20 protein-coding genes are annotated in these 22,006 nt (G+C 51.0%); 15 read left to right on the top strand and 5 right to left on the bottom strand.

The annotated features are described in order from the left end of the window. The first annotated feature begins 8 nt into the window (after positions 1-8). The 7 genes from BUF15_RS19230 to BUF15_RS19200 all read left to right on the top strand — a co-directional run bounded on the left by BUF15_RS19230 (position 9) and on the right by BUF15_RS19200 (position 8,182). The gene (locus BUF15_RS19230) at positions 9-1,046 is read left to right on the top strand and encodes a VWA domain-containing protein (RefSeq protein ID WP_073615336.1); all 1,038 of its coding nucleotides are present in this window, start codon (positions 9-11) and stop codon (positions 1,044-1,046) included. Then, entirely contained in the window at positions 1,043-1,963 is a 921-nt protein-coding gene (locus BUF15_RS19225; RefSeq protein ID WP_073615335.1) for a vWA domain-containing protein, read from the top strand. The genes BUF15_RS19230 and BUF15_RS19225 overlap by 4 nt, the downstream gene beginning before the upstream one ends. Then, a complete protein-coding gene (locus BUF15_RS19220) occupies positions 1,964-2,551 on the top strand; it encodes a tetratricopeptide repeat protein (RefSeq protein ID WP_073615334.1) in 588 nt (195 codons plus the stop codon). It begins immediately after the preceding gene. After that, positions 2,548-3,798, top strand: a complete 1,251-nt coding sequence (locus tag BUF15_RS19215) for a BatD family protein (protein WP_073615333.1) — start codon at positions 2,548-2,550, stop codon at positions 3,796-3,798. The genes BUF15_RS19220 and BUF15_RS19215 overlap by 4 nt, the downstream gene beginning before the upstream one ends. A gap of 206 nt (positions 3,799-4,004) precedes the next feature. Beyond that, positions 4,005-5,294, top strand: coding sequence for a cytochrome b N-terminal domain-containing protein (locus BUF15_RS19210; RefSeq protein WP_084554213.1), 1,290 nt, complete (start codon positions 4,005-4,007; stop codon positions 5,292-5,294). Positions 5,295-5,316: 22 nt separating this feature from the next. Next, a complete protein-coding gene (locus BUF15_RS19205) occupies positions 5,317-5,835 on the top strand; it encodes a Rieske (2Fe-2S) protein (protein WP_073615332.1) in 519 nt (172 codons plus the stop codon). A 1-nt stretch (position 5,836) separates the two neighbouring features. Further along, complete coding sequence (locus BUF15_RS19200; protein WP_073615331.1) at positions 5,837-8,182, top strand: tetratricopeptide repeat protein; 2,346 nt, start codon at positions 5,837-5,839, stop codon at positions 8,180-8,182. Between the two features lie 96 nt (positions 8,183-8,278). Here the strand turns inward: BUF15_RS19200 and BUF15_RS19195 are convergent, their stop codons facing one another. From BUF15_RS19195 to BUF15_RS19185, 3 genes are all read right to left on the bottom strand, one after another. Next, the gene (locus BUF15_RS19195; protein ID WP_073615330.1) at positions 8,279-8,560 is read right to left on the bottom strand and encodes a hypothetical protein; all 282 of its coding nucleotides are present in this window, start codon (positions 8,558-8,560) and stop codon (positions 8,279-8,281) included. A 193-nt stretch (positions 8,561-8,753) separates the two neighbouring features. After that, positions 8,754-9,431, bottom strand: a complete 678-nt coding sequence (locus BUF15_RS19190; protein ID WP_073615329.1) for a CBS and ACT domain-containing protein — start codon at positions 9,429-9,431, stop codon at positions 8,754-8,756. 56 nt (positions 9,432-9,487) lie between these two features. Further along, positions 9,488-10,582 (bottom strand): histone deacetylase family protein, encoded by a 1,095-nt coding sequence (locus BUF15_RS19185; RefSeq protein ID WP_234981224.1) that lies wholly within the window; start codon positions 10,580-10,582, stop codon positions 9,488-9,490. A gap of 833 nt (positions 10,583-11,415) precedes the next feature. Between BUF15_RS19185 and BUF15_RS19180 the strand changes: the two genes are divergently transcribed. From BUF15_RS19180 to meaB, 8 genes are all read left to right on the top strand, one after another. Beyond that, entirely contained in the window at positions 11,416-12,963 is a 1,548-nt protein-coding gene (locus BUF15_RS19180; RefSeq protein WP_073615328.1) for a carboxyl transferase domain-containing protein, read from the top strand. Between the two features lie 11 nt (positions 12,964-12,974). Beyond that, positions 12,975-13,385, top strand: coding sequence for an OadG family protein (locus BUF15_RS19175; protein WP_073615327.1), 411 nt, complete (start codon positions 12,975-12,977; stop codon positions 13,383-13,385). Between the two features lie 18 nt (positions 13,386-13,403). Further along, the gene (locus BUF15_RS28240) at positions 13,404-13,808 is read left to right on the top strand and encodes a biotin/lipoyl-containing protein (protein WP_073615326.1); all 405 of its coding nucleotides are present in this window, start codon (positions 13,404-13,406) and stop codon (positions 13,806-13,808) included. 17 nt (positions 13,809-13,825) lie between these two features. Then, positions 13,826-14,989: a sodium ion-translocating decarboxylase subunit beta gene (locus BUF15_RS19165; protein WP_073615325.1), complete on the top strand. Its 1,164-nt coding sequence runs from the start codon at positions 13,826-13,828 to the stop codon at positions 14,987-14,989. A 196-nt stretch (positions 14,990-15,185) separates the two neighbouring features. Beyond that, positions 15,186-15,854, top strand: coding sequence for a TetR/AcrR family transcriptional regulator (locus BUF15_RS19160; protein ID WP_234981223.1), 669 nt, complete (start codon positions 15,186-15,188; stop codon positions 15,852-15,854). 85 nt (positions 15,855-15,939) lie between these two features. Then, entirely contained in the window at positions 15,940-16,344 is a 405-nt protein-coding gene (gene mce, locus BUF15_RS19155) for a methylmalonyl-CoA epimerase (protein ID WP_073615324.1), read from the top strand. Between the two features lie 151 nt (positions 16,345-16,495). Then, positions 16,496-18,640, top strand: a complete 2,145-nt coding sequence (gene scpA, locus BUF15_RS19150; RefSeq protein ID WP_073615323.1) for a methylmalonyl-CoA mutase — start codon at positions 16,496-16,498, stop codon at positions 18,638-18,640. Between the two features lie 114 nt (positions 18,641-18,754). After that, on the top strand, positions 18,755-19,741 hold the full coding sequence (gene meaB, locus BUF15_RS19145; protein ID WP_073615322.1) for a methylmalonyl Co-A mutase-associated GTPase MeaB: 987 nt from the start codon (positions 18,755-18,757) through the stop codon (positions 19,739-19,741). A 23-nt stretch (positions 19,742-19,764) separates the two neighbouring features. Here the strand turns inward: meaB and BUF15_RS19140 are convergent, their stop codons facing one another. Beyond that, entirely contained in the window at positions 19,765-20,946 is a 1,182-nt protein-coding gene (locus BUF15_RS19140; RefSeq protein WP_084554207.1) for a Gfo/Idh/MocA family protein, read from the bottom strand. Between the two features lie 186 nt (positions 20,947-21,132). Further along, complete coding sequence (gene kduI, locus BUF15_RS19135) at positions 21,133-21,963, bottom strand: 5-dehydro-4-deoxy-D-glucuronate isomerase (RefSeq protein WP_073615320.1); 831 nt, start codon at positions 21,961-21,963, stop codon at positions 21,133-21,135. Between the last annotated feature and the right edge of the window lie 43 nt (positions 21,964-22,006).

The following is a 22,006-nucleotide window of genomic DNA, read 5'->3' as shown; positions in this document are numbered from 1 at the left end:
AGCATCATATGCTCATTTTTGCCTATCCCTGGCTGTTGTTCCTGGCGCCATTGCCCTGGCTCATCCGCATGCTTCTGCCCCCGCGCAGAGAGAAACCCGTTGCCCTTCGTGTGCCTTTTGGGGACCGTATCCAGGCCGCCACTCTAGCGGGATCAAGCGTCTCTCAAGTGGCCAGAAGCAAAGGGCAGCTGATTTTTAAAATTTTTCTTTGGTTATTGGTACTCGTCGCGCTCGCGCGTCCACAACTGCTTGAACCACCAGTCACAAAAGAGTTACCGACAAGGGATCTGCTCCTGCTGGTTGACCTGTCATCCTCAATGAGCCAGGAAGACTTTACCAACGCAAGAGAAGAAAAGGTTGATCGTCTCACCGCCGTTAAAGAAGTTCTGGGGGATTTTCTTTCCCAACGCCAGGGTGATCGGGTAGGTCTCGTGGTCTTTGGCGATGCCCCATTCCTGCAGACTCCCTTTACTATCGACCTTGATCTGTCACGGCAGCTTCTTGATGAAGCAGCGATTGGCATGGCCGGTCCCCGCACTGCCTTTGGCGATGCCATTGGGCTGGGTTTGACGCTTTTTGCAGAAAGCGATGCGCCTGCCAAGACCATTATTGCCTTGACGGACGGCAACGATACCGCCAGCCAGGTTCCACCCGTTGAGGCATCAAGAGTTGCAATGGCAAGGGGTATCCGCATTCATACTGTGGCAATCGGCGATCCAACCACCATCGGAGAAGACAAGCTTGACGAGGAGACGCTACGCAATGTAGCCGAAACTGCAGGCGGGAAATATTTCTTTGCCGGTGATCGCAAGCAGCTGGCTGGAATCTATGCAGAACTAGATAAAATAGAAACCAGGCAAGTGGATACGATCAGCCATCGTCCGACAAGAGATCTGTACTATTGGGTGCTGCTCCTGCTGTTGATTGCATCCCTTGGCGAAAAGACCGTACTGGTACTGCGCCGTTCACGTTCCAAGGCTGCAATGCAGAAACCAGGTAGGGTTTATGTCGATCATCTTACAGGCCGCCTGGAGGTGCAACGATGAGCTCAGCGCTTGCCAACTTTCATTTTATTCGACCAGAGTGGCTGCTGCTCCTACCGCTTGTCGCCGGAGTCTGGTGGATGTGGCAGCGCTACGTTGACCCCCTTCGGGGCTGGCGTGAACAGATCTCCCCGGAGTTACTCCGTTTCATGATTTCAGGTCCACGATCAGAATATCGTAAACCGGCAATCTGGCTGCTTGCCTGCTGGGTGTTCATCGTTGTGGCAATTACCGGCCCGACCTGGCGGCTTGAAGAGAGTCCTTTTGCCGAGGATGCATCCCCTTTGATGATTCTCCTGAAAGCCGACAGCAGTATGGAGCAGTCCGACCTCGAACCATCCCGCCTAGAGCATGCCCGCTTAAAAATTGCCGATCTGGCTAAGGCAAGAAAGGGCCAGCCCTTAGGGCTCATCGCCTATGCCGGATCTGCTCATCTGGTCCTGCCACCAACCCGTGACACTGAAGTTGTGGCTGATATGGCGGCTGAAATAAGTCCGGCTGTCATGCCCGCCCCGGGAGACCGACTCGACCTGGCCATTGATGAGGCCGTAAGAATTCTGCAACAGGGACAGCAGGGTGGCAGTATCCTTGTTATCACTGATACCGTCGACACTGATCGTCAGCTATTGAAAAATGTAGATACAGGATCAATTCCAATACAGTTTCTCACCATCACGGCCACACCGGAAAAACAATCAAGCGTTGCCAGGGCGGCAGACATTCTCGACGGAGACCTTCAACAGCTCACCGCTGACGGAAGCGATATTACCTCTATTCTTCGCCGAGCCGCCAGCAGATCTCTTTCTGCCAGAGATGCAATGGATGATCTGTGGCAGGAGATGGGCTATTGGTTTGTGCCAGTCATTGGCCTGATGGTACTCCTCGGTTTCCGCCGGCAGAAAATTGGAGAGGAAGTGTAGATGAAAGCCTTACTTGCGCTCCTTATCACCATAACCTGGGCCTCCCTCTGGCTCACCCCTGACCAGGAGGGCATGTGGTATTTCAATCGTGGAGATTTTGTCTCAGCGGCCAAGGTATTCCTGGATCCTGAATGGCAGGGGGCATCATGGTATAAAGCAGGAGAGTTCCAAAAGGCTGCCCAGGCTTACAGCCGCAGGGATACGGCAGAAGCAAATTATAATCAGGGTAATGCCCTCCTGATGCACGGAAAATACAAGGATGCAATAGCCAGCTACGACAAGGCCCTCGAGAAGCATCCTGGCTGGAAGGAAGCAATGGAAAATAGAGGGATCGCCGCTGCCCGAGCTAAAACTCTTGATATCGAAAGCGGCAACATGACCGAGGGCATGCTGGGCGCAGATGAAATTGTCTTTGATAAAAAAGCCGGAAAAGATGCGGCTTCCGAGGACGTTGAGGGAGGAGAAGCAGTCTCCAATCAGGATATTCAGGCCCTCTGGCTACGCCGTGTACAAACCCGACCGGCAGACTTCCTGAAAGCGAAATTCGCCTTTCAACAAAAATTCGAGATGGATGGAGGCAAGAAATGAAGAACATCCTTATGCTGTTCTTTATTTTTTTCTCTTGGATCACTCTCTCCTCAGCCGAGACCGCTCCCATATCAGTGCGCCTCAACGATGACACCGCCTGGATCGGTCAAAAGGTATCATTTTTCATTGAATTGCGAGCTATGGGCTCGTTTTCCGGCTCCGCACGTTTTGATTTGCCACAAGTACCGGGTACCATAATTATCAAGGTTGGCGCTCCTGTAGTGTCTTCAGAAGAAATTGATGGGCAAAGCTGGTTTGTTCAGTCCCATGAATTTGCCCTTTTTTCACAACAAGCCGGTACGCTGAAAATCCCTGAGTTTAGCGTCCGTTTTGCAAGCCGAGCAGGATTTTCAGGCCCCGCCAATGACGTCCAGACAACATTCCCCGGAATGAAAGTAGAAATTCAGCGACCACCAGGGAGTGAAAAGAGCAGTTTTCTGGTCACAACCCAATCTCTGGAAATCAACGAAATCTGGAAGCCAACACCCGGCCCCGTTGAAGCAGGAGCCATCTTCACTCGAAAAATTGCCCAGAGAGCCAGCGAACTCTCGGGTATGGCCCTTGCCCCTCCGTCGACTGATGTACCGGATGGCATAAGCGTATATGTGAAAAACGATGAAATTGCAGACAAGACTGAACGTGGTGATTTCCTGGGTCAGCGCATCGACACGATTACCTATCGGATGACCAAAGCCGGAAATTTCACTCTGCCTGATGTAGTGTATAGCTGGTGGAATCCCATCACCCGAAAAATAGAAAAGTTTATTTTACCGGCTGTACGTTTCGAGGTGTCCCCTGCTCCAGGTTCCAAGACCGCAACCCGTCAGGGCAAGATGTTATATGTATGGGTATTACTCGCGCTCACGCTCCTGTCTTTCGCATTATGGCAAAAAACGTTCATTGTAGAGTGGTTACGGCAACATTGGAGAGAACTCAATCCCCCCGACAAAATCCTGGCGGAGAATTTTTTACAAGCCTGCGCACAAAACAACAGCGCTTCCGCGGTAACTTTTTGGATTTCGTGGAGGAATACCCAGGGAGAACTTTTCAAGCCTGAGCCTGAATTGCAATCTGCGGTTTTCACCCTACTCCGCCACCGTTTTGGTCCTGAGCCTTCGGGTTTCTGGCAAGGGGACCTGCTAGCCCTTGCGTTTACCAACCATCTGAACATGGAAAAAGAAAAAGGTTCAGAAAAAAAGGGGAAAGTTCTACCGGAACTAAACCGCAAAAACTTCCACCCAGCCTGACCATTCCTATACCCCAGAGAGAACCTTGCCTATACGTTCAAGATGAACGTGTTGAAGATGATTCGAGATAATTCCCTTCACTCTGATGTACAATACAGCATGCGATGCCCATCGAGATGTTGACCTATTTTCACCATCAGGGTATCATAGACAGCCAAACCATCTATTTATATGATATTAATGCAATTATTCAAAAATCTCTCCATATGAACTCTGCGCACACCAGGGCAAAAAAGCAGTTTCCCAGCGACTTACTTCTCCATGTTCATCCGCGAACGGTTCCTGTAGAGACCTTACGTTTCACGTTGTCATTCGGACTCGGTGGTATGGCAACCACCCTTGTCCTCCTCCTTTTTATCACCGGTATCCTGCAAAAAGTATCCTATATTCCAGATATACAGCGAGCCTATCATTCTATACAATTCATGTATACGGATAGCAATTTTGCCGGTTGGCTACGAAACATCCATTACTGGTCCGGCAACATGCTGGTCATCATTTCCTTTCTTCATTTCTGCAGAGTTTTTCTAACCGGTGCCATTGCCGGGAGGCGCCGACTCAACTGGATTGTCGGTCTGTTTCTGCTAGGTCTCGTTTTCTTCTCAAACTTTTCGGGCTATTTACTTCCTTGGGACCAGCTGGCCTATTGGGCCGTCACCATCTTTCTCAACATGATTGGCTATATCCCGTTCATCGGCCAGCCTCTCGCACAGCTGCTCAGGGGCGGAAGTGAGATCGGAACTGAAACCCTGACGAATTTTTACGCCATTCATACCGGACTCCTGCCTTTCCTCATGCTGCTGCTCGTTATCGGACATTTCTGGCTGATTCGTAAAGCACGAGGCCTGGTTCAACAGCAGAGCGGAAAAGGCCCTACCTTTTCAGTACCGGTAATGCCCAATCTCATTGTACGCGAAGCTGCTGTTGGCTTGAGTCTCATTGCAGCTATACTGCTTTTTTCAGCTATAGTCGATGCGCCGCTTTCTGGGGCTGCCACTCCCGGCGTCAGTCCGAATCCTGCCAAGGCAGCGTGGTTTTTCATGGGACTCCAGGAATTGCTGATGCATCTTCACCCCGTATTTGCCATATGCGTCTTTCCAGTTATTGTCTTGTTTTGCCTGCTTGCCATCCCTTTCTGGCAGAATTCAGCTCTCAATGAAGGAATCTGGTTCAACGGTGAACGTGGTAGAAAGCTCGCGATTGTCGTCTCGATTACCAGCATTACACTGACTATTGCCGCCGTTCTTATCGATAACGTGGCCACCAATATTATAGGCAGCCCAGCCACCGCTCTTTTCACCAGGGGAGTCCTCCCTTTAGTCATTTTCTTAAGCTGCCATTGTCTCGGATACGCTCTCCTTACAAGCAGATACAGCTATACCCGTGGCGAGACTGTCATGGCTGGATTCCTTTTTATAGTAGTGGCGATGATCTGCCTCACTGTCATCGGTGTCTGGTTTCGTGGACCGGGTATGCAGCTCATGTTTCCGTTTTAATCAACGTGCACAGGTTACATTAATGGACAATACACTTCAGAGGCCACAGGTTGAGCATGCTCCGGACACCGGCAGAAGACGATTTTTCAATAAGCTGTGGGCACTGCTTGGTTCAATTGCTTTTCTGGAACTCAGCTGGCTGTCAATTTCCATTCTTCGATCGGGAAAGAATAAACATGAAACAGGCGCCCAAGACGCTATTATCAAGGCTGGCAACGTCGAAGATTTTGCAATCAATTCGGTTACAGCAAACGCCCGAGGCCAATTCTATCTTGCCTGTCTCGAAGATGGCAGTTTTCTTGCCCTGTCAAGAACCTGTACCCATCTTGGCTGCTCAGTTCCCTGGGATGAAGAAGCACATAAATTTATCTGTCCTTGTCATGGCTCCTCGTTCTCTATTACCGGGGAAGTTCTGACTCCACCCGCCACCCGATCACTGAACAGTCACCCTCTACGCATTGAGAACGGCACCATTTATGTCAATACCGGCAGGCTAGAAAAACCTCTGCAGGATGGCAAACCCAGACCGGTAAAAGCATAGCATGTCAATACAGCCAACATCAGACAAGAAAGAGAACACCACTAATACGACGGGCCGAGGCTGGGAAATTTGCGCTCTTCTTGCGGCCTGTATCATTCTGCTGACACCCTTTGTGTATCGGTGGCGAGTCCAGTCAATCCCCACCCCGACTGCGACTGAAACCACCCAATTTGCAGGAACAGATGCCTGCAAAGAGTGCCATCAGGATGCCTATAAGAAATGGCAGGGTTCTGATCATGATCGAGCTATGGCGGTGGCTAATGATGATACCGTTGCCGGAGATTTCAATAATGTGACCTTTACCGATCCCTATAATGGCAAGATCAGCCGTTTTTTTCGGGAAAATGGGAAGTTCATGGTCGAAACCGAAGGACCCGACGGCAAGCCGGACATTTTTACCATCTCGTACACTTTCGGATTCTACCCCTTGCAGCAGTACCTCGTACCTTTTCCTGGTGGGCGGCTGCAGTGCCTGACTATCGCCTGGGATGTAGAGAAGAAATGCTGGTATCGCGTGCCACCGTATGAAGTAACCGACCATACCGACTGGCTCCACTGGACCCGAGGTGGCCAGACCTGGAACGTCATGTGCGCGGAATGTCACTCCACCAGGTTGCAGAAAGATTACGACGTCAAAAGTGAAAGTTACAACACCAGCTGGTTTGAGATCAATGTGGGCTGCGAAGCCTGCCACGGCCCAGCTGCACAACATGTGGAGTGGGCAAAACTACCCGTCATGGGCCGCCCGGAAACAGCGAATTATGCTCTGAATCGGGATACACATAATCTCCCCACCGAAAAACAGATTGCCATCTGCGCACCTTGTCACTCCCGAAGGTACCAATTGGCTGACAATACTCATATGCCAGGCGAGCTACTCGATCTTATGGTTCCGGCTCTACTTGCCGAAGACCTCTACCACGCCGACGGCCAAATCAAGGAAGAGGTCTATGTGTACGGCTCGTTTATCCAAAGCAAGATGTACCGGCACGGCGTTCGCTGCAATGATTGTCACGACGCCCATTCGCTCAAAACTCATAAAACGAATAATGAGCTCTGCACCCAGTGCCATCAGGCTACTGCTTACGACAGCAAAGACCACCACTTCCATGAAAAAACCTATAAAGGTGAAGCCAGCAAGGGATACCTCTGCGTTTCTTGCCACATGCCCGGTCAGAATTATATGGGAATCGATTACCGGCCCGATCACAGCCTCCGCATTCCAAGGCCTGATCTGACGAGAAAAATTGGTACGCCGAACGCCTGCTCGACCTCGGAATGCCATGGGGATAAGGGGCTGGAATGGGTTGAGGAAAGCTACACCAAATGGTACGGGCAGAGTCGAAAACGCCATTATGGTGAAGCAATTGCTGCCGGCAGGAAAGGTGCACCAGAGGCTAATTCACAACTCACCGCAGTCATAGAAGATCCGTTGCAACCGGCAATAGTTCGGGCTACCGCCCTTTCCTTACTCGGCAATTATCAAGAACCTCAAACTCTCAAGATCCTCAAAAAAGAACTCAACAGTGATGAACCACTTCTCCGACACACCGCGCTGCGTCTCTTGGACCAACCTGATGAGGAAACCGCACTGAAGCTCATTGCGCCTAAATTGTACGATCCTGTGAAAGCCGTAAGACTCGAATCTGCGGTTAAGCTCGCATCTTTCCCCAGAGAACGCTTACGGGAAGATGACCTGCAGACGATGCAGCAGAATCTCGATGAATATCGTCAGGCAATGGAATACAACGCGGATTTCGCCCCGCAGCGCTATAACATTGCCAACCTTGAAAGAGACCTGGGAAATCCTGAAAAAGCCATTGACCTGTATCTGGCCGCCCTTCGTATTGACAACCAGTTCATACCCGCCAAGGTCAACCTGGCAATGGAATACAACAGGCTTGGCAAAAATGAGGATGCGGAAAAGCTTTTGCAGGAGGTTGTTACCCAGGAGCCTGAGATGTATCGAATACAGTATTCGCTTGGCCTTCTGCTCTCAGAAATGAATAAATATGATGAGGCGGCCTTGCATCTTGAACTCGCTGCTGACGGAATGCCCTATTATTCACGTGCTCGCTACAATTACGCGCTTGTCCTGTTAAAACTCGAACGCTGGCAGCAAGGGGCAGAGGCCCTGGAAAAGGCTGTATTGCAAGATCCGGATGTGACAGAATACTTTGTCACCCTCACCAATCTGTACTTCAATTTCCGAATGAATAACCAGGCTCGGGCACTGGCTGAAAAGGTATTACAACTGTCACCTGACAACGCTTCAGCCAAGGAACTCCTGAGAATGATGGACCAGGCCCGAGGGGAGAGCAGCAACAGCCAACCACCCTCAGAATGATTATGGCAGGAAAGAAAAGGCCCCTTTCGCTGGAAACGATCGGGGCCTTCCACGTTAAGAAGATATTGTAAAGACCATCTTGCCCAGGTGAGCAGCCTACGGGAGTCGATACCCCTTGCCTGCATACTGCACATTCTCGGCGGTAGGGAACATAGGCGCTACAGCATGGACACCACCGCAGGCCGGACAAGTGCCGACATACGTGGCAAGTGCAAAAGAACCGCCACACTCCTGACAGGCGACTGCCAGTGGGCCATTCATGATCTTCTGGTCGCGCACTGCCCCACCATGGGCATTATAGACAAATTCCACAAGCTCCAAGCCCTTTGAATAGGGGCCACCTGAACCGCTGCCGCAACCACATCCGCATCCTGACATAACATATCTCCTGGATTTTTTTCTTTTCTGAACAAACTGTCCGTCCGACAACTGTGCTACGTATTCATCTATCCAGGAACATACACTCAAAGCCAAAGGTCAAAAATGACCCAAGTCAAAAAGCGTTGCCCTGACCATTATTTTCAAATCTCCAGGGCAACCGGTACTAGAACTCCGAACGCTCAATCCTGTACTACTCTTTCTTAGGCATCTGCTGGAAATACCACTGCATCGGATCGGTGAGCTGAAAGCCTTTTTCCAACAGCTTTTCTTTTATCCTGATCACATTATTGGTCAGTACATAAGGGAAAATTGCTTTCTTGTCTTTCTCGAGTGTTTTTGACACCAGCACACTGCCAAGAGATATCTTCTCTTCCGTGATGATGTCGATGATCTTCTTCATCTGCCCCTGCTTGTCTTCAGCGAGAATGCAGAGGAGTGTGCCGGGCTCATCGATTCCCATCACATCGACAAACGCTTTCAACAGGTCCCTAGTTGACAACACACCTTTAAGATAACCGTCTTCATCAACCACCGGCAGCGCTCCGACTTTGTTTTTGCGCATGATGAGTAGTACATCCTGAATGGTGTAATAGAGGTAGATTTTAATCGGCTCTTTGCTCATTATATCGGCAACCGGATAGTTCATGATCTTGCCAAGGGTGATTTCGTAATCCGGCTTTTTCAAGAGTGTCGACGGCATGGCACTGCGCACGTCTCTATCCGAAACCATGCCAAGCAGTAATCCCTTTTCATCAATCACCGGCAGATGGCGAATTCGTTTTTCCTGCATGAGATTGCGGGCATCTGCAATTTTCATGTCGGGCAGCGCGGTAATCAGATCTTTGGACATTCTTTCACTGACAAACATAATTCCTCCTCATAGAGCGTATGTGAAATTCGTAGACCGTTGGGTTCGGGTCCATGTCAGACCCCGCGGAGTCCAGCAAGATGCTTAATATGATTTTCCACCAGCAATGGCAAGATCTGCAAATTATAGCCGCCCTCGAGCACCGAAATAACCTTGCCGCCGGTGAGCGAATTGGCCAAATTCATGATAAGCTCGGACACAAAATCGTAGCCGTCGGTGGAGAGATTCACCCCCGACATCAGGTCACTTGTATGAGCATCGAAACCAGCTGATATCAGCATCGCCTGGGGCTGAAACTTTTTGAACGCCGGGATGAGGTCTTCTGTCAGCATTCGCCGGTAATCATTATCGCCCCGGCCAGGCAAAACAGGTGAGTTCAGAGTATATCCATCCCCCTCCCCTGAACCTTTGTCAAAATCGCGACCGGTGCCCGGATAGGCAAAGGAAGGATGTTCATGGATAGAATAGTAAAATACCGTCGGGTCGGCTTCAAAGATGTGTTCGGTACCGTTTCCATGATGGACGTCAAAGTCGATGATTCCAACACGCTCAATACCATATTGACGCTGAAGGTAGCGGGCGCCAATGGCCACGTTGTTGAAGTAGCAGAACCCCATAGCTTGGTCAATTTCCGCATGGTGACCAGGTGGCCGCACAGCACAGAATGCGGTATCAATCTCACCCGCCATCATCGCATCGATGGCCTTCAGCACCCCTCCGACAGCCAGCAGGGCTGCATCATAGGAATCCCGACAGATCACATTTTCCTGATGGTCAAGTTCTGACATACCGAGAGCACAGGCATCACTGAACCGCATGATATATTTGACATGATGCACTGCCTCAATCCAGCGCTGTTTAGCTGGTTCCGCTTTTATCGGAATCAGCTTCTCCAGGAGTCCGGATTCCTTTAAGCCGTTGACGATCACCCGGAGACGATCAGCCGTTTCTGGATGCCATTCCCCGGTATTGTGCAGCAGATAGCCTTCATCAAAGACAAACCCGGTTTTTTTCATTTTCCCTGTTTCCTGTGGTTCAGGCTTCGATGAACGCTCAGTTGAGCACTCGTCTAAACGCTGACGAAGCCATCTGTTGTCATTATTGATTTCAACAATTTCTTTCGTTTCATTGCCAATGTACGGTACACCCATGCCGGCCATGGCTCTCCCTATTTCTTGCCACTGCCGAAAATGCGATTTTCAGAAACATGGTTTTTAAAAAAACTTCAGACAACAACACTCACCCAACCTCAGCAATTCATGCTGCCTTTGTCATCAAACGGAAGAAAAGAACCTGTGCATACTCCCGCCACATCCAACCTGACAACATACTACAGCAAGACGACCAACCAGTTCAATCATTCTCAATAAATACATCTCTTCATGAAATTATTACCAGGCATATAAATTATTTTCATCAAGAAAGAAAAAAACATTTACAACAAATGTAGCAACGAGTAACATTGTTCTTAAACGAACACCATGCAATTCGTTCATCCACATTTTATTTACGTATTTACATATAGATAATAAGTTTTACCACATGTAACATTTATCAACAAATCAGACAGGGCATTTAGAGACAGGCTGACAGGGAAAGATTCAAAGAATTGTTTTTACTTCACATTACGACTGGACACCGGCGATTCGCCTTCAGCGAAGGAAAAACATGGTAACGCTTTTCAACAAACCTTCATGTTCGAAAACGTCCGTTCGGAACAACAACGCCGGACAGCCGAACAGTGTTGCGCAACCCTCGTTTTTCACTCATCGGATAACTCCAAGAAGACGCGTATACCCCATGTCTTCCGTTACATCAATTCAAGAATCAGCTCATACTCGGTCCGTTCTCACGTCACCTCGTCATGCTATCTGTCGTAATTGCTTATTGGTAGTGCAGCAGTCCAGGTCACAAATACACCACGTTAACCCTGCAAGTCTTAGGCATTTCCACGAGTTCACCTCAGTACAGGGGAGTTACAACCATGTCATTTGAAAAAATCATCCAGCTGCGTGAGAAAAAGGAGAAACTCACTTTGGGCGGTGGCCAGGCACGCATCGACAAACAGCATGCCCAAGGCAAGATGACCGCACGAGAGCGGCTAGAGTACCTTTTCGACCAAGGTACCTTTATCGAGCTCGATTCCTTTATCCGCAATCGCTGTACCAACTTCGGTATGGACAAGATGGAGTTTGAAGGTGAATCGGTAGTTACCGGTTACGGCATGGTAGATGGACGACTGGTATATGCCTTTTCTCAGGATTTCACGGTGACCGGAGGGGCACTCGGTGAAATGCACGCCAAGAAGGTAGTCAAGGCCATGGATGCCGCCATCAAGGTTGGCGCGCCCATCGTCGGTTTAAACGATTCCGGTGGCGCCCGTATTCAGGAGGCGGTCGATGCCCTCTCCGGTTATGGCGACCTCTTTTTTCGAAACGCCACATTCTCTGGTGTTATCCCACAGATTTCGGCGATCATGGGCCCCTGTGCCGGCGGCGCGGTCTATTCTCCGGCGCTCACAGATTTTGTATTCATGGTCGACAAAACTGCCCAGATGTTCATCACCGGCCCTCAGGTCATAAAAACCGTGACTGGAGAAGAAGTGAGCCCGGAAGAACTCGGTGGGGCAATGACCCATAACAGCATTAGCGGTAATGCCCATTTTATCAGCGATTCTGATCAGGAATGCATAGACGCCATCCGCAAGCTCCTCGGCTATCTGCCTTCCAATAATATGGAAAAAGCACCGGTGCTGGATATTGATGACGACATCAATCGCGCCATCGACTCGCTCGATACCCTTATTCCCGACAACCCGAATAAACCCTATGACATAATGGATGTCATAACGGCAATCGTTGACGACGGTGATTTCTTTGAATATCAGCGTTATTTTGCCAAGAACATCGTTACAGGATTCGCCCGGATTAACGGCAAATCAGTCGGCATTGTCGCCAATCAACCCAATATGATGGCCGGCTGTCTCGACATGAATGCCGGTGATAAGGCTGCCCGCTTTATCCGTACCTGCAACGCCTATAATGTGCCGCTATTAACACTTGTGGATGTTCCCGGCTTTCTTCCCGGCACCAATCAGGAACATGGCGGTATCATTCGTCATGGCGCCAAGATCCTTTATGCCTACAGCGAGGCGACGGTGCCCAAGGTGACGCTCATCACCAGGAAGGCTTATGGCGGCGCCTATGTCGCCATGTGCTCCAAATCCCTTGGAGCAGATATCGTGCTGGCCTGGCCGGCAGCTGAAATCGCCGTTATGGGACCGGAGGGTGCGGTTAATATCATTTTCCGCAACGAGATCAAAGAAGCCAAAGAAAAGGACACCACCCGTCAGCAACTCCTTCACGACTACCGGGCCGAATTCGCCACCCCTTATAAGGCGGCAGAGCGAGGCTTTGTCGATGATGTCATCGAACCGAGCACCAGTCGCCAGAGAATCATCGACGCCTTCAATATGCTAGAAGGCAAAAGGGAAAAACGTCCACCGAAAAAACATGGCAATATGCCGCTCTAAGGGAGGAGAATATGGATGTCATGACCCTCATGGCGCAGTTTGCCGATCCGGAAACGCTGAAGAACCTGAGCATCACCCAGAAACTGACAGCAAGCATGATCACCACCTTTCTCGGTATGGGCATCACCTTTACCTCGCTGATTATTCTTCAGGTGGTTATCGGCCTTCTCGCCCGGTTTACCACGGAAAAAGCGGTGGAAAAAGCACCCCAGAGCCCTGCAAATGCAGTGAGCATAGCAGCGGCGGAAGAAGACCAGCGCCATCGGGATGAGGAACTCGTTGCCGCCATCACAGTCGCGCTTTCCCTTCAGCTCGGCACCGGCGTCGGAAATATCGTCATTAGAAATATTCGCAAGATCGAAGATCATTCACCTGCCTGGAATAAAGTCGGGCTGGCTGAACTGATGAACAACAATGCATAGCGCGAGGAGGCCCCTTTCATGAGGACTTTTAGAGTGTTAGTTGGCGGAAACGAGTATGAGGTTGCTATTGAAGAGATCACTGAGACCGCTAACGCAACGGTGCGTCAATCTGCGCCTACCGCCGAACGAACGGTCTCCCGCCCTGCCCCGCAGCCAGCAGCACGAACGGCAACAGCCCCTGCCAAGGCTGCTCCCAAAGCGCCAGCAGGTGAAGGGACTATAGTTGCCGCCATGCCAGGCACTATTACTGATGTCAAGGTCAGCCAGGGTGATACAGTAAAACGCGGTGATACCTTGTTGATACTTGAAGCGATGAAGATGGAAAACGAGATCAAGGCCCCCTGTGACGGCGTTGTTGCCGCCATCGAGGTGGCAAAAGGCGCCGCCGTCAACGCCGGAATGGCACTTATGGTCCTCGCCTAAAGCACGGGAGACTCACCATGCTGAACGCAATTTTGCATTTTCTTGAGAGCACCGGCTTTTACGGGATTACTTTCGGTCATGTCATCATGATCGCCATTGCCTGCGTGCTGCTTTTTCTCGCGATCGTCAAAGGGTTTGAGCCGCTCCTGCTGGTACCCATTGCTTTTGGCGTGCTGCTCACCAATCTCCCCTTTGCGGGCATGATGGCTCCCCCGGTTCTTGAGATTCATGAGAACATGGTCCATACCGTCGAACCCGGCGGCCTGCTCTATTATCTGTTTCAAGGCGATCATCTCGGCATTTTCCCACCGCTGATATTCCTTGGTGTAGGTGCGATGACCGATTTCGGGCCACTTATCGCCAACCCGAAGTCCCTTATTCTCGGAGCAGCGGCCCAGTTCGGTATCTTCATTACGTTTATCGGTGCGATCGCCTCCGGACTGTTCACTGCCCAGGAAGCTGCATCTATAGGCATTATCGGTGGCGCCGACGGACCAACGGCAATTTTCCTCTCTTCAAAACTTGCCCCGCACTTACTGGGTGCCATTGCCATTGCCGCCTATTCCTATATGGCAATGGTACCGATCATTCAGCCGCCCATCATGAAACTCTTGACCACCAAAAAAGAGCGCGCCATCCACATGACCCAACTGCGCGACGTATCGAAGAAAGAAAAAATCCTGTTCCCGATTATCGTCACCATCGTGGTGTCGCTCATTGTACCTCCGGCTGCAACACTTATCGGTATGCTCATGCTCGGCAACCTGTTTCGTGAATGTGGGGTTGTCGGCCGACTTGAAGACACATCTAAGAATGCGCTCATCAACATCATCACCATTTTTCTTGGTGTTACCGTTGGCGCAACCGCCTCTGCTGAAAACTTTTTACGAGTTCAAACTCTGGCGATCCTCTGCCTGGGCGTGATTGCTTTTGGCATAGGTACCGCCTCCGGTGTCATAATAGCAAAAGTTATGAATAAATTTTTACGTGTGCCGATGAACCCCCTGATCGGTTCAGCTGGTGTTTCCGCCGTCCCAATGGCTGCCCGGGTATCCCAGGTCATCGGCCAGCAGGAAGAGCCGGGTAACTTTCTCCTCATGCACGCCATGGGGCCAAATGTCGCCGGCGTCATCGGTTCCGCCGTCTCAGCTGGTGTCCTTCTCTCACTCTTTGGAGGATGAAACCTATGCTGAACCCGCGCTTCCGGTCTTTCTTGGTCACTTTTTTCACTTGCAGCGCTCATGGATATACATTAGAGAATGTAGAAAGTGATCCGCATTTTAAGTGGTTAGGTGATGTATCGCAAGAGATTGGCAACAGCAGGGCGGTAGTGCCCCAACATTTCATGCCTTCTACGGCAGAAGGCTCGACAGCTATATGAGCAGGGTGAAAAACTCCTCTTCACTCCAGGCCGACAAAGGCAGACAGCGAAAAAGGACGGCAGCGACCATGGCAGAAGAACTGAACCCCGAAATTCAAAAGAGATTGGAAAAAGCAGTACTCGAAGTGTTTTCTCACTCCGATTTCCATAAAGCCTCGATTCGCGACATTGCGGAAAAGGCCGGTGTCAGCTTCACCACCATCTATAAACACTACGAAAGCAAGGAAAGACTGGTTTTCGCTTTCGTCGACATCTGGATGGGAAAACTGACCGACCGTATTGTCGATCACCTCCAGGGGATCGAAGATCTGAAAGAGAAGCTGCGCAAGGTGTTCTGGTTGCAGCTTGATTATTACGAACGCCACGAAGGGCTTGGGCGTATTGTTTTCATGACCCTGCCAATGAAGACCTGGATGGCGGATGAAACGTTTGAACAGCGGAGGATGATGAATCTTCTGATAACTGTCCTGCAGGAAGGCCAGAAGGAAGGCATCTTAAACAGTGATGTCCGGGCAGGCACCCTGCTCGACTTCCTGATGGGCTTTGTGCAGCGCAGTTTTTTTATGTGGATACTTCGAGGCAAAAAAGAAAGCCTTGCCGCTCAGGCCAACGTAATGTTCGAGATGGTCTGGCGAGGGATGGCCAATCCCCATAAGAAAGATTGAAGTGCATAAACCTCATGCCACAGAGGTACAAACCTGATTGGTTGCAGATCACACTCACCGAACCCACTTTTTTTGGAGGCGCGAAATGAAAATCTTGAAAATTGACCACCTGGGAATCGCAGTAAACTCCATCGATGCCGGAAAAACATTCTGGTCCGACATTCTCGGACTGCCTTTTGAGGGTGATGAAACCGTTCAGGAACAGAAAGTGACCACCGCCTTCTTCCCGGTAGGGGAAAGTGAAGTCGAGCTACTGGAATCGACCTCACCTGACGGCCCGGTCGCAAAATTTATCGAAAAGAAAGGTACGGGCTTCCAGCATGTGGCTTTTCGCGTAGAAAACATCGAGGAAGCACTTGCTGAATTGAAAGAGAAAAATGTTCAACTCATCGACCAAGTACCGAGAATAGGAGCCGGTGGCGCGAAGATCGCTTTCCTGCATCCAAAGGCCACAGGCGGTGTTCTGGTCGAACTCTGCCAGCGCGACTAGCCCACAACGAAGCACAGTTATTATTACACCAAAGCCACAGTTCCCTCTGCCTGCCAATCCCCGACAGCAGCACCTGTGGCTTTAAGAAAAACAGATTACGTACCGCATTTACTCTACTACCGGCTGCCACCGGAGCGATAAGGAGCAGATCATGTCAGTTCATCCCGAAAAAGAGAAATGGGAAGCCGCGGCCTCCAAGCTGATGAAAGGAAAATCCCCCGACGTCCTTAACTGGAAGACTCCCGAGGGAATAACCGTAAAACCTCTCTACACCGCCGAAGACCTTGAAGGGCTCGATGCCACCAACACGTTACCGGGCTTTGCCCCCTACGTCCGCGGTCCCATGGCCACCATGTATGCAGGTCGTCCCTGGACCATACGCCAGTATGCTGGTTTCTCAACCGCCAAAGAATCCAATGAGTTCTACCGGAAAAACCTTGCCGCCGGCCAGAAAGGCCTTTCTGTAGCATTCGACCTCGCCACCCATCGCGGATATGACTCTGACCATCCTCGGGTAGCCGGCGATATCGGCAAGGCTGGTGTTGCCATCGATTCCGTTGAGGACATGAAGATTCTCTTTGACGGCATTCCGCTTGACGAGATGTCGGTATCGATGACCATGAACGGCGCAGTTATCCCTATTCTCGCAGGCTATATCGTTGCCGCCGAGGAGCAGGGGGTCAAGCATGAGCAACTCCAGGGCACTATCCAGAACGATATTTTAAAGGAATACCTGACCAGGAATACGTACATTTATCCGCCCGAACCCTCTATGCGGATCATCTCCGACATCATGTCCTTTTGCTCGAAAGAGATGCCCAAGTACAACACTATCTCCATCAGCGGCTACCATATGATGGAAGCCGGTGCCAACAGTGTATTGCAGACCGCCTTCACCCTGGCTGATGGCGTTGAGTACGTACGCGCTGCCTTGAAGTCAGGCATGGATGTTGACACCTTTGCCCCACGGTTGTCGTTCTTTTTTGGCATAGGCATGAATTTTTTCATGGATATCGCTATGCTGCGTGCCGCTCGTCTCCTTTGGCACCGATTGATGAGCCAATTCAACCCGAAAAACCCGAAATCTTCGATGCTGAGGACCCACTGCCAGACTTCCGGCTGGTCACTCACCGAGCAGGATCCGTACAACAACGTCATTCGAACCACACTTGAGGCTATGTCAGCCGTTCTTGGCGGTACGCAGTCGCTACATACCAACTCCTTTGATGAAGCTATCGGCCTGCCGACCGACTTCTCTGCCCGTATCGCCCGTAACACCCAGATCATCATCCAGGAAGAATCACAGGTGTGTAAGGTTGTCGATCCGCTGGGTGGCTCGTATTATATCGAGTCTCTGACCCAGGCCATTGTTGACGAAGCCCAGAAGATCATCGACGAGGTCGAGGAACTTGGCGGCATGGCCAAGGCCATCGAGTCCGGTATGCCGAAAATGCGAGTCGAAGAATCAGCCGCCCGCAAGCAGGCCCGAATCGATCAAGGCCTTGATGTTATTGTCGGCGTTAATAAGTACAAACTCGCGAACGAAAAAATCGATTTTGAGGTCCGTGAAGTTCCGGCAACCGTCCGAGACGAGCAGGTAGCCCGATTAAAAGAGATCAAAGCCAGCCGAAATCCAATCGCAGTTGAAAAGGCACTTACTGACCTCACCAATGCTGCCAAGAACGGTGGTAATCTGCTTGAGGCCGCCTTGCCAGCAGTCCGAGCCAGAGCAACCCTGGGAGAAATTTCCGACGCCATGGAATCCGTATTTGGCCGTTTTACCGCCACTACCCGCTGCATCTCCGGCGCCTATGCCTCTGAATACAGCGACAAAAACAAGGAAGTTATCGACGCAATCCGGAAACGGTGTGACAATTTCCTCGAGAAAACCGGACGCCGACCACGTATGCTGGTCACCAAGATGGGCCAGGACGGGCACGACCGCGGGATCAAGGTTATTGCCAGCTCCTATGCCGATCTCGGCTTTGACGTTGATATCAGCCCAATGTTCCAGACCCCGGCAGAAGCTGCAAAAATGGCTGTTGAAAACGACGTCCATATCGTCGGCGCTTCAAGCCTTGCCGCCGGTCACAAGACTCTCGTTCCGGCCCTGATCGAGGAACTGAAAAAACTGGGTGCCGATGACATCATCGTGGTTGCTGGCGGCGTCATTCCTCCAGGCGATTACGACTATCTTTACGATAAAGGTGTCAAAGCCGTTTTCGGCCCCGGCACCCCAATCCCCGAGTCAGCTGACAAAACCCTGCAGTTGATTGAAAAGAAATATATCCAGTAGCATCGGGATCTCTTCCCTGTTACACTTGCCATTCCGGAAAGGAGGCGCCTGCTGGCGCCTCCTGCTATCTATCTCCGACATATTTATTTTTTTGAGCTGCACGCCTATAAACCCATGCAGATAGACATTGAACCTTATATCGAAGGTGTTCAGGCTGGTAACCGGCTGTTGCTGGCCCGAACCATCACCCTGATCGAATCTACCCTGCCGGCACACCAGCAGGCAGCCAGGTCCATTGTCGACCGGCTGCTTCCCAAAACCGGCAACAGTGTACGACTCGGCATCACCGGCGTGCCAGGCGCCGGCAAGTCGACCTTTATCGAATCGTTCGGGACGATGTTGACGTCTATGGGACACAAGGTGGCGGTACTTGCCATAGATCCCAGCTCTACACGTAGCGGTGGTTCTATTTTAGGCGACAAAACCCGGATGGAAAAATTGTCGGTGGACCCAAACGCTTTCATCAGGCCTTCGCCATCCAGCGGCAACCTTGGTGGTGTCGCCAGGAAAACCCGCGAGGTCATGCTGGCTTGTGAAGCAGCCGGCTTTGATGTGATTATCATTGAGACTGTGGGCGTCGGTCAGTCCGAGACCACCGTCGCGTCCATGGTCGACTTCTTCATGGTGCTGATGATCGCCGGCGCCGGCGACGAATTACAGGGAATCAAGAAAGGCGTGCTGGAAGTCGCGGACACCATCGTCATCAACAAGGCTGATGGCGACAACGTTCTCCGTGCCGAGAGTGCCCAGAAGGAATACCAGGCAGCCCTCCACCTCCTCATGCCGCAAAGCCCTCACTGGAACCCTCCGGTACTCACCTGCAGCTCCTTGAAAAGCACTGGTCTCGACAATATATGGCAGACTATTCTTGATCACCGCAACAAGCTGACTGCTTGCGGTGAACTAGCGGAAAAACGACGCAGCCAGACACTTGACTGGATGTCCTTTCTGGTCAATGAAGGGTTACGTGATTGGTTCTATAGCCTTGATCAGGTGAAAAATACCCTGCCCCTGCTTCGAAAACGTGTTGAGGCTGAACAGATCTCCCCCACCGCTGCCGCAGCTGAGCTGCTGTCCATACTTGAGCAGGAAAAAAACTGAAGTATAAGCTTGATATCAAGACATTACGGAAACACCTTTTCCCAGCTACTGTTATTTCTGCTTGACCGGATCACCGCTTCAATAAACAGCATACCAGCCAGGCCATCTGCAGATGTCGGAAAATGGAGGGCCAAAGGGTCAGGATCCAGACCGGCAATGCGCGACGCTATCACCTCTGCGGCATCTTTATAGATATTGGCAAAGCCTTCCGGGAAACCCTCCGGATGACCGGCAACAATCCTGCTCGCTCTTTTTGCCAGATCAAGGGTGCCAGGCCCATTGGGCGTCCTGGTCTGTGCCGGCGCACCAAGAGGCCTGAAACTCAGTCGCTGGGGAACCTCCTGTCGCCATTCAAGTGTGCCTTTACTGCCACTTACCCGGATCTGCAGGCAGTTCTCAACGCCTGCTGCAGCCTGCGTAACCCAGAAGACACCCCTCGCGCCGTTCATCAGACGAAGCAACGCCCCGGTATAGTCATCGAACTTCCGTCCCGGAACCACCGCCCCCGCCTCGGCACACACCTCTGTTATTTCAAGGTTCGTGATAAAGCGAACCAGATGGTGAGCATGACTCCCTATTGCTCCTAAAATCAGTGACAAACCGTTTCTTGCAGGATCAAAAGTCCACGAACGTGGACCGGAGGTAGGGTCAGGTTTACTCTCATCAGCTTTGCCACCCTGCACATACTCAACCTGGACCAGACGGATCTCCCCGACCTCTCCGGCAAGAACCATCGCCCTGGCCTGCCTGGTCATAGGATACCCTGAGTAATTATGGGTCAGGCAAAAGACCCTCTGTTCCTCGGTAGCCTTCTGATGAAGAGCCTGGGCCTCCTCGACAGTATTGGTCATCGGTTTATCACAGATGACATCAAAACCATGCTCAAGTGCCGCCATTGCATTGTCGAAGTGACTGTCATTAGGGGTCATGATGGCAACGACATCGGCACCGTCCTGTCGCCGTCTTTCGCTTGAGAGCATTTCTGCCACAGTTGCATAGCGGCGATCTTCCGGCAAGCCGATCTCCTTTGCCGCAGCCAGTGCCCGTTGAGGGTCCGACGACATGACTCCGGCGACCAACTCGTATTGATCATCAAGACGTGCAGCAAGGCGATGCATGCTCCCTATAAATGAACCGGGACCTCCACCGATTACAGCAAGCCTGAGTCGTCTGCCAAGTATAGCCATAGTTGGATTTACGTTCACCTGTGCCTCCGAGTTCGCAAAATGATATGATCTTCCTTCTCTCTCAACACTTCCCGAAAATATCCATCACACAACAATGCAGTGTGTGATGGATTGCCAGAGGCACCAGACTGCCAGGGTCATTGGCTCCCAGGTTCATCAGTATACATGACGAAAGGCTGGGAGGATGCACTCTTCATTTGTGGATCAGCGCAACTGGCTCATTGGCACATGATCCATATCACCGAAATCCTGATTTTCTCCGGCCATTCCCCAGATAAAGGAATAGCTTGCCGTGCCCGCCCCGGAATGTATTGACCAGCTCGGAGAAAGGACCGCCTGCCCTTCTCTTACCACGATGTGTCGTGTCTCATCAGGCTCGCCCATAAAATGGAAAACCAGATCATCTTCTTTCATATTGAAATAAAGATATGCCTCCATGCGTCGTTGATGGGTATGAACCGGCATCGTGTTCCAGACTGAGCCCTGCTCCAGCATGGTCATGCCCATCACAAGCTGGCAACTCTTTACCCCATTGGGATGAATGTATTTACGAATTGTTCGCTTATTGCTTGTGGCTGGATCACCAAGAGTTACCGGCTCGGCATCTGCGAGGGAAATTTTGGTGGTCGGCAATGCCGCATGCGCCGGAGCACTATTAAGGTAGAAACGTGCCGGATTTGAGGAATCCACACTACGAAACTCGAGTGCGCTGGTACCCATGCTGACATACAACCCTTCACCGTTCGCGAGGTTATACTCGACCCCATCGGCGACTACCAGTCCATCTCCACCAATATTGATTATACCTAATTCCCGTCGCTCAAGTAAATATTTTGCCCCAATAACCTTGGGGTCGATATCCAGCGTTACCGGGTTGATCGGACATACGCCACCTACAATCAGCCGATCGTAAAAACAATAGACCAGCTTTGGCTCGTCAGGAGTGAAAAGCTCGGGCACCAGGAAATGTTCACGCAACTCGCTGGTGTCAAACATCATCATGTGTTCAGGGTGAATAGGGTGTCGTACTTCCATGTGCTTCTCCTTATAAAGTATCTAAAATGATAATGGTGTGATC

Source organism: Desulfopila aestuarii DSM 18488 (genome assembly GCF_900143695.1).
Classification (GTDB): Bacteria; Desulfobacterota; Desulfobulbia; order Desulfobulbales; family Desulfocapsaceae; genus Desulfopila; species Desulfopila aestuarii.
The sequence above is the reverse complement of the archived record's forward strand: the minus strand, read 5'-3'. Positions and strand labels throughout refer to the sequence as shown.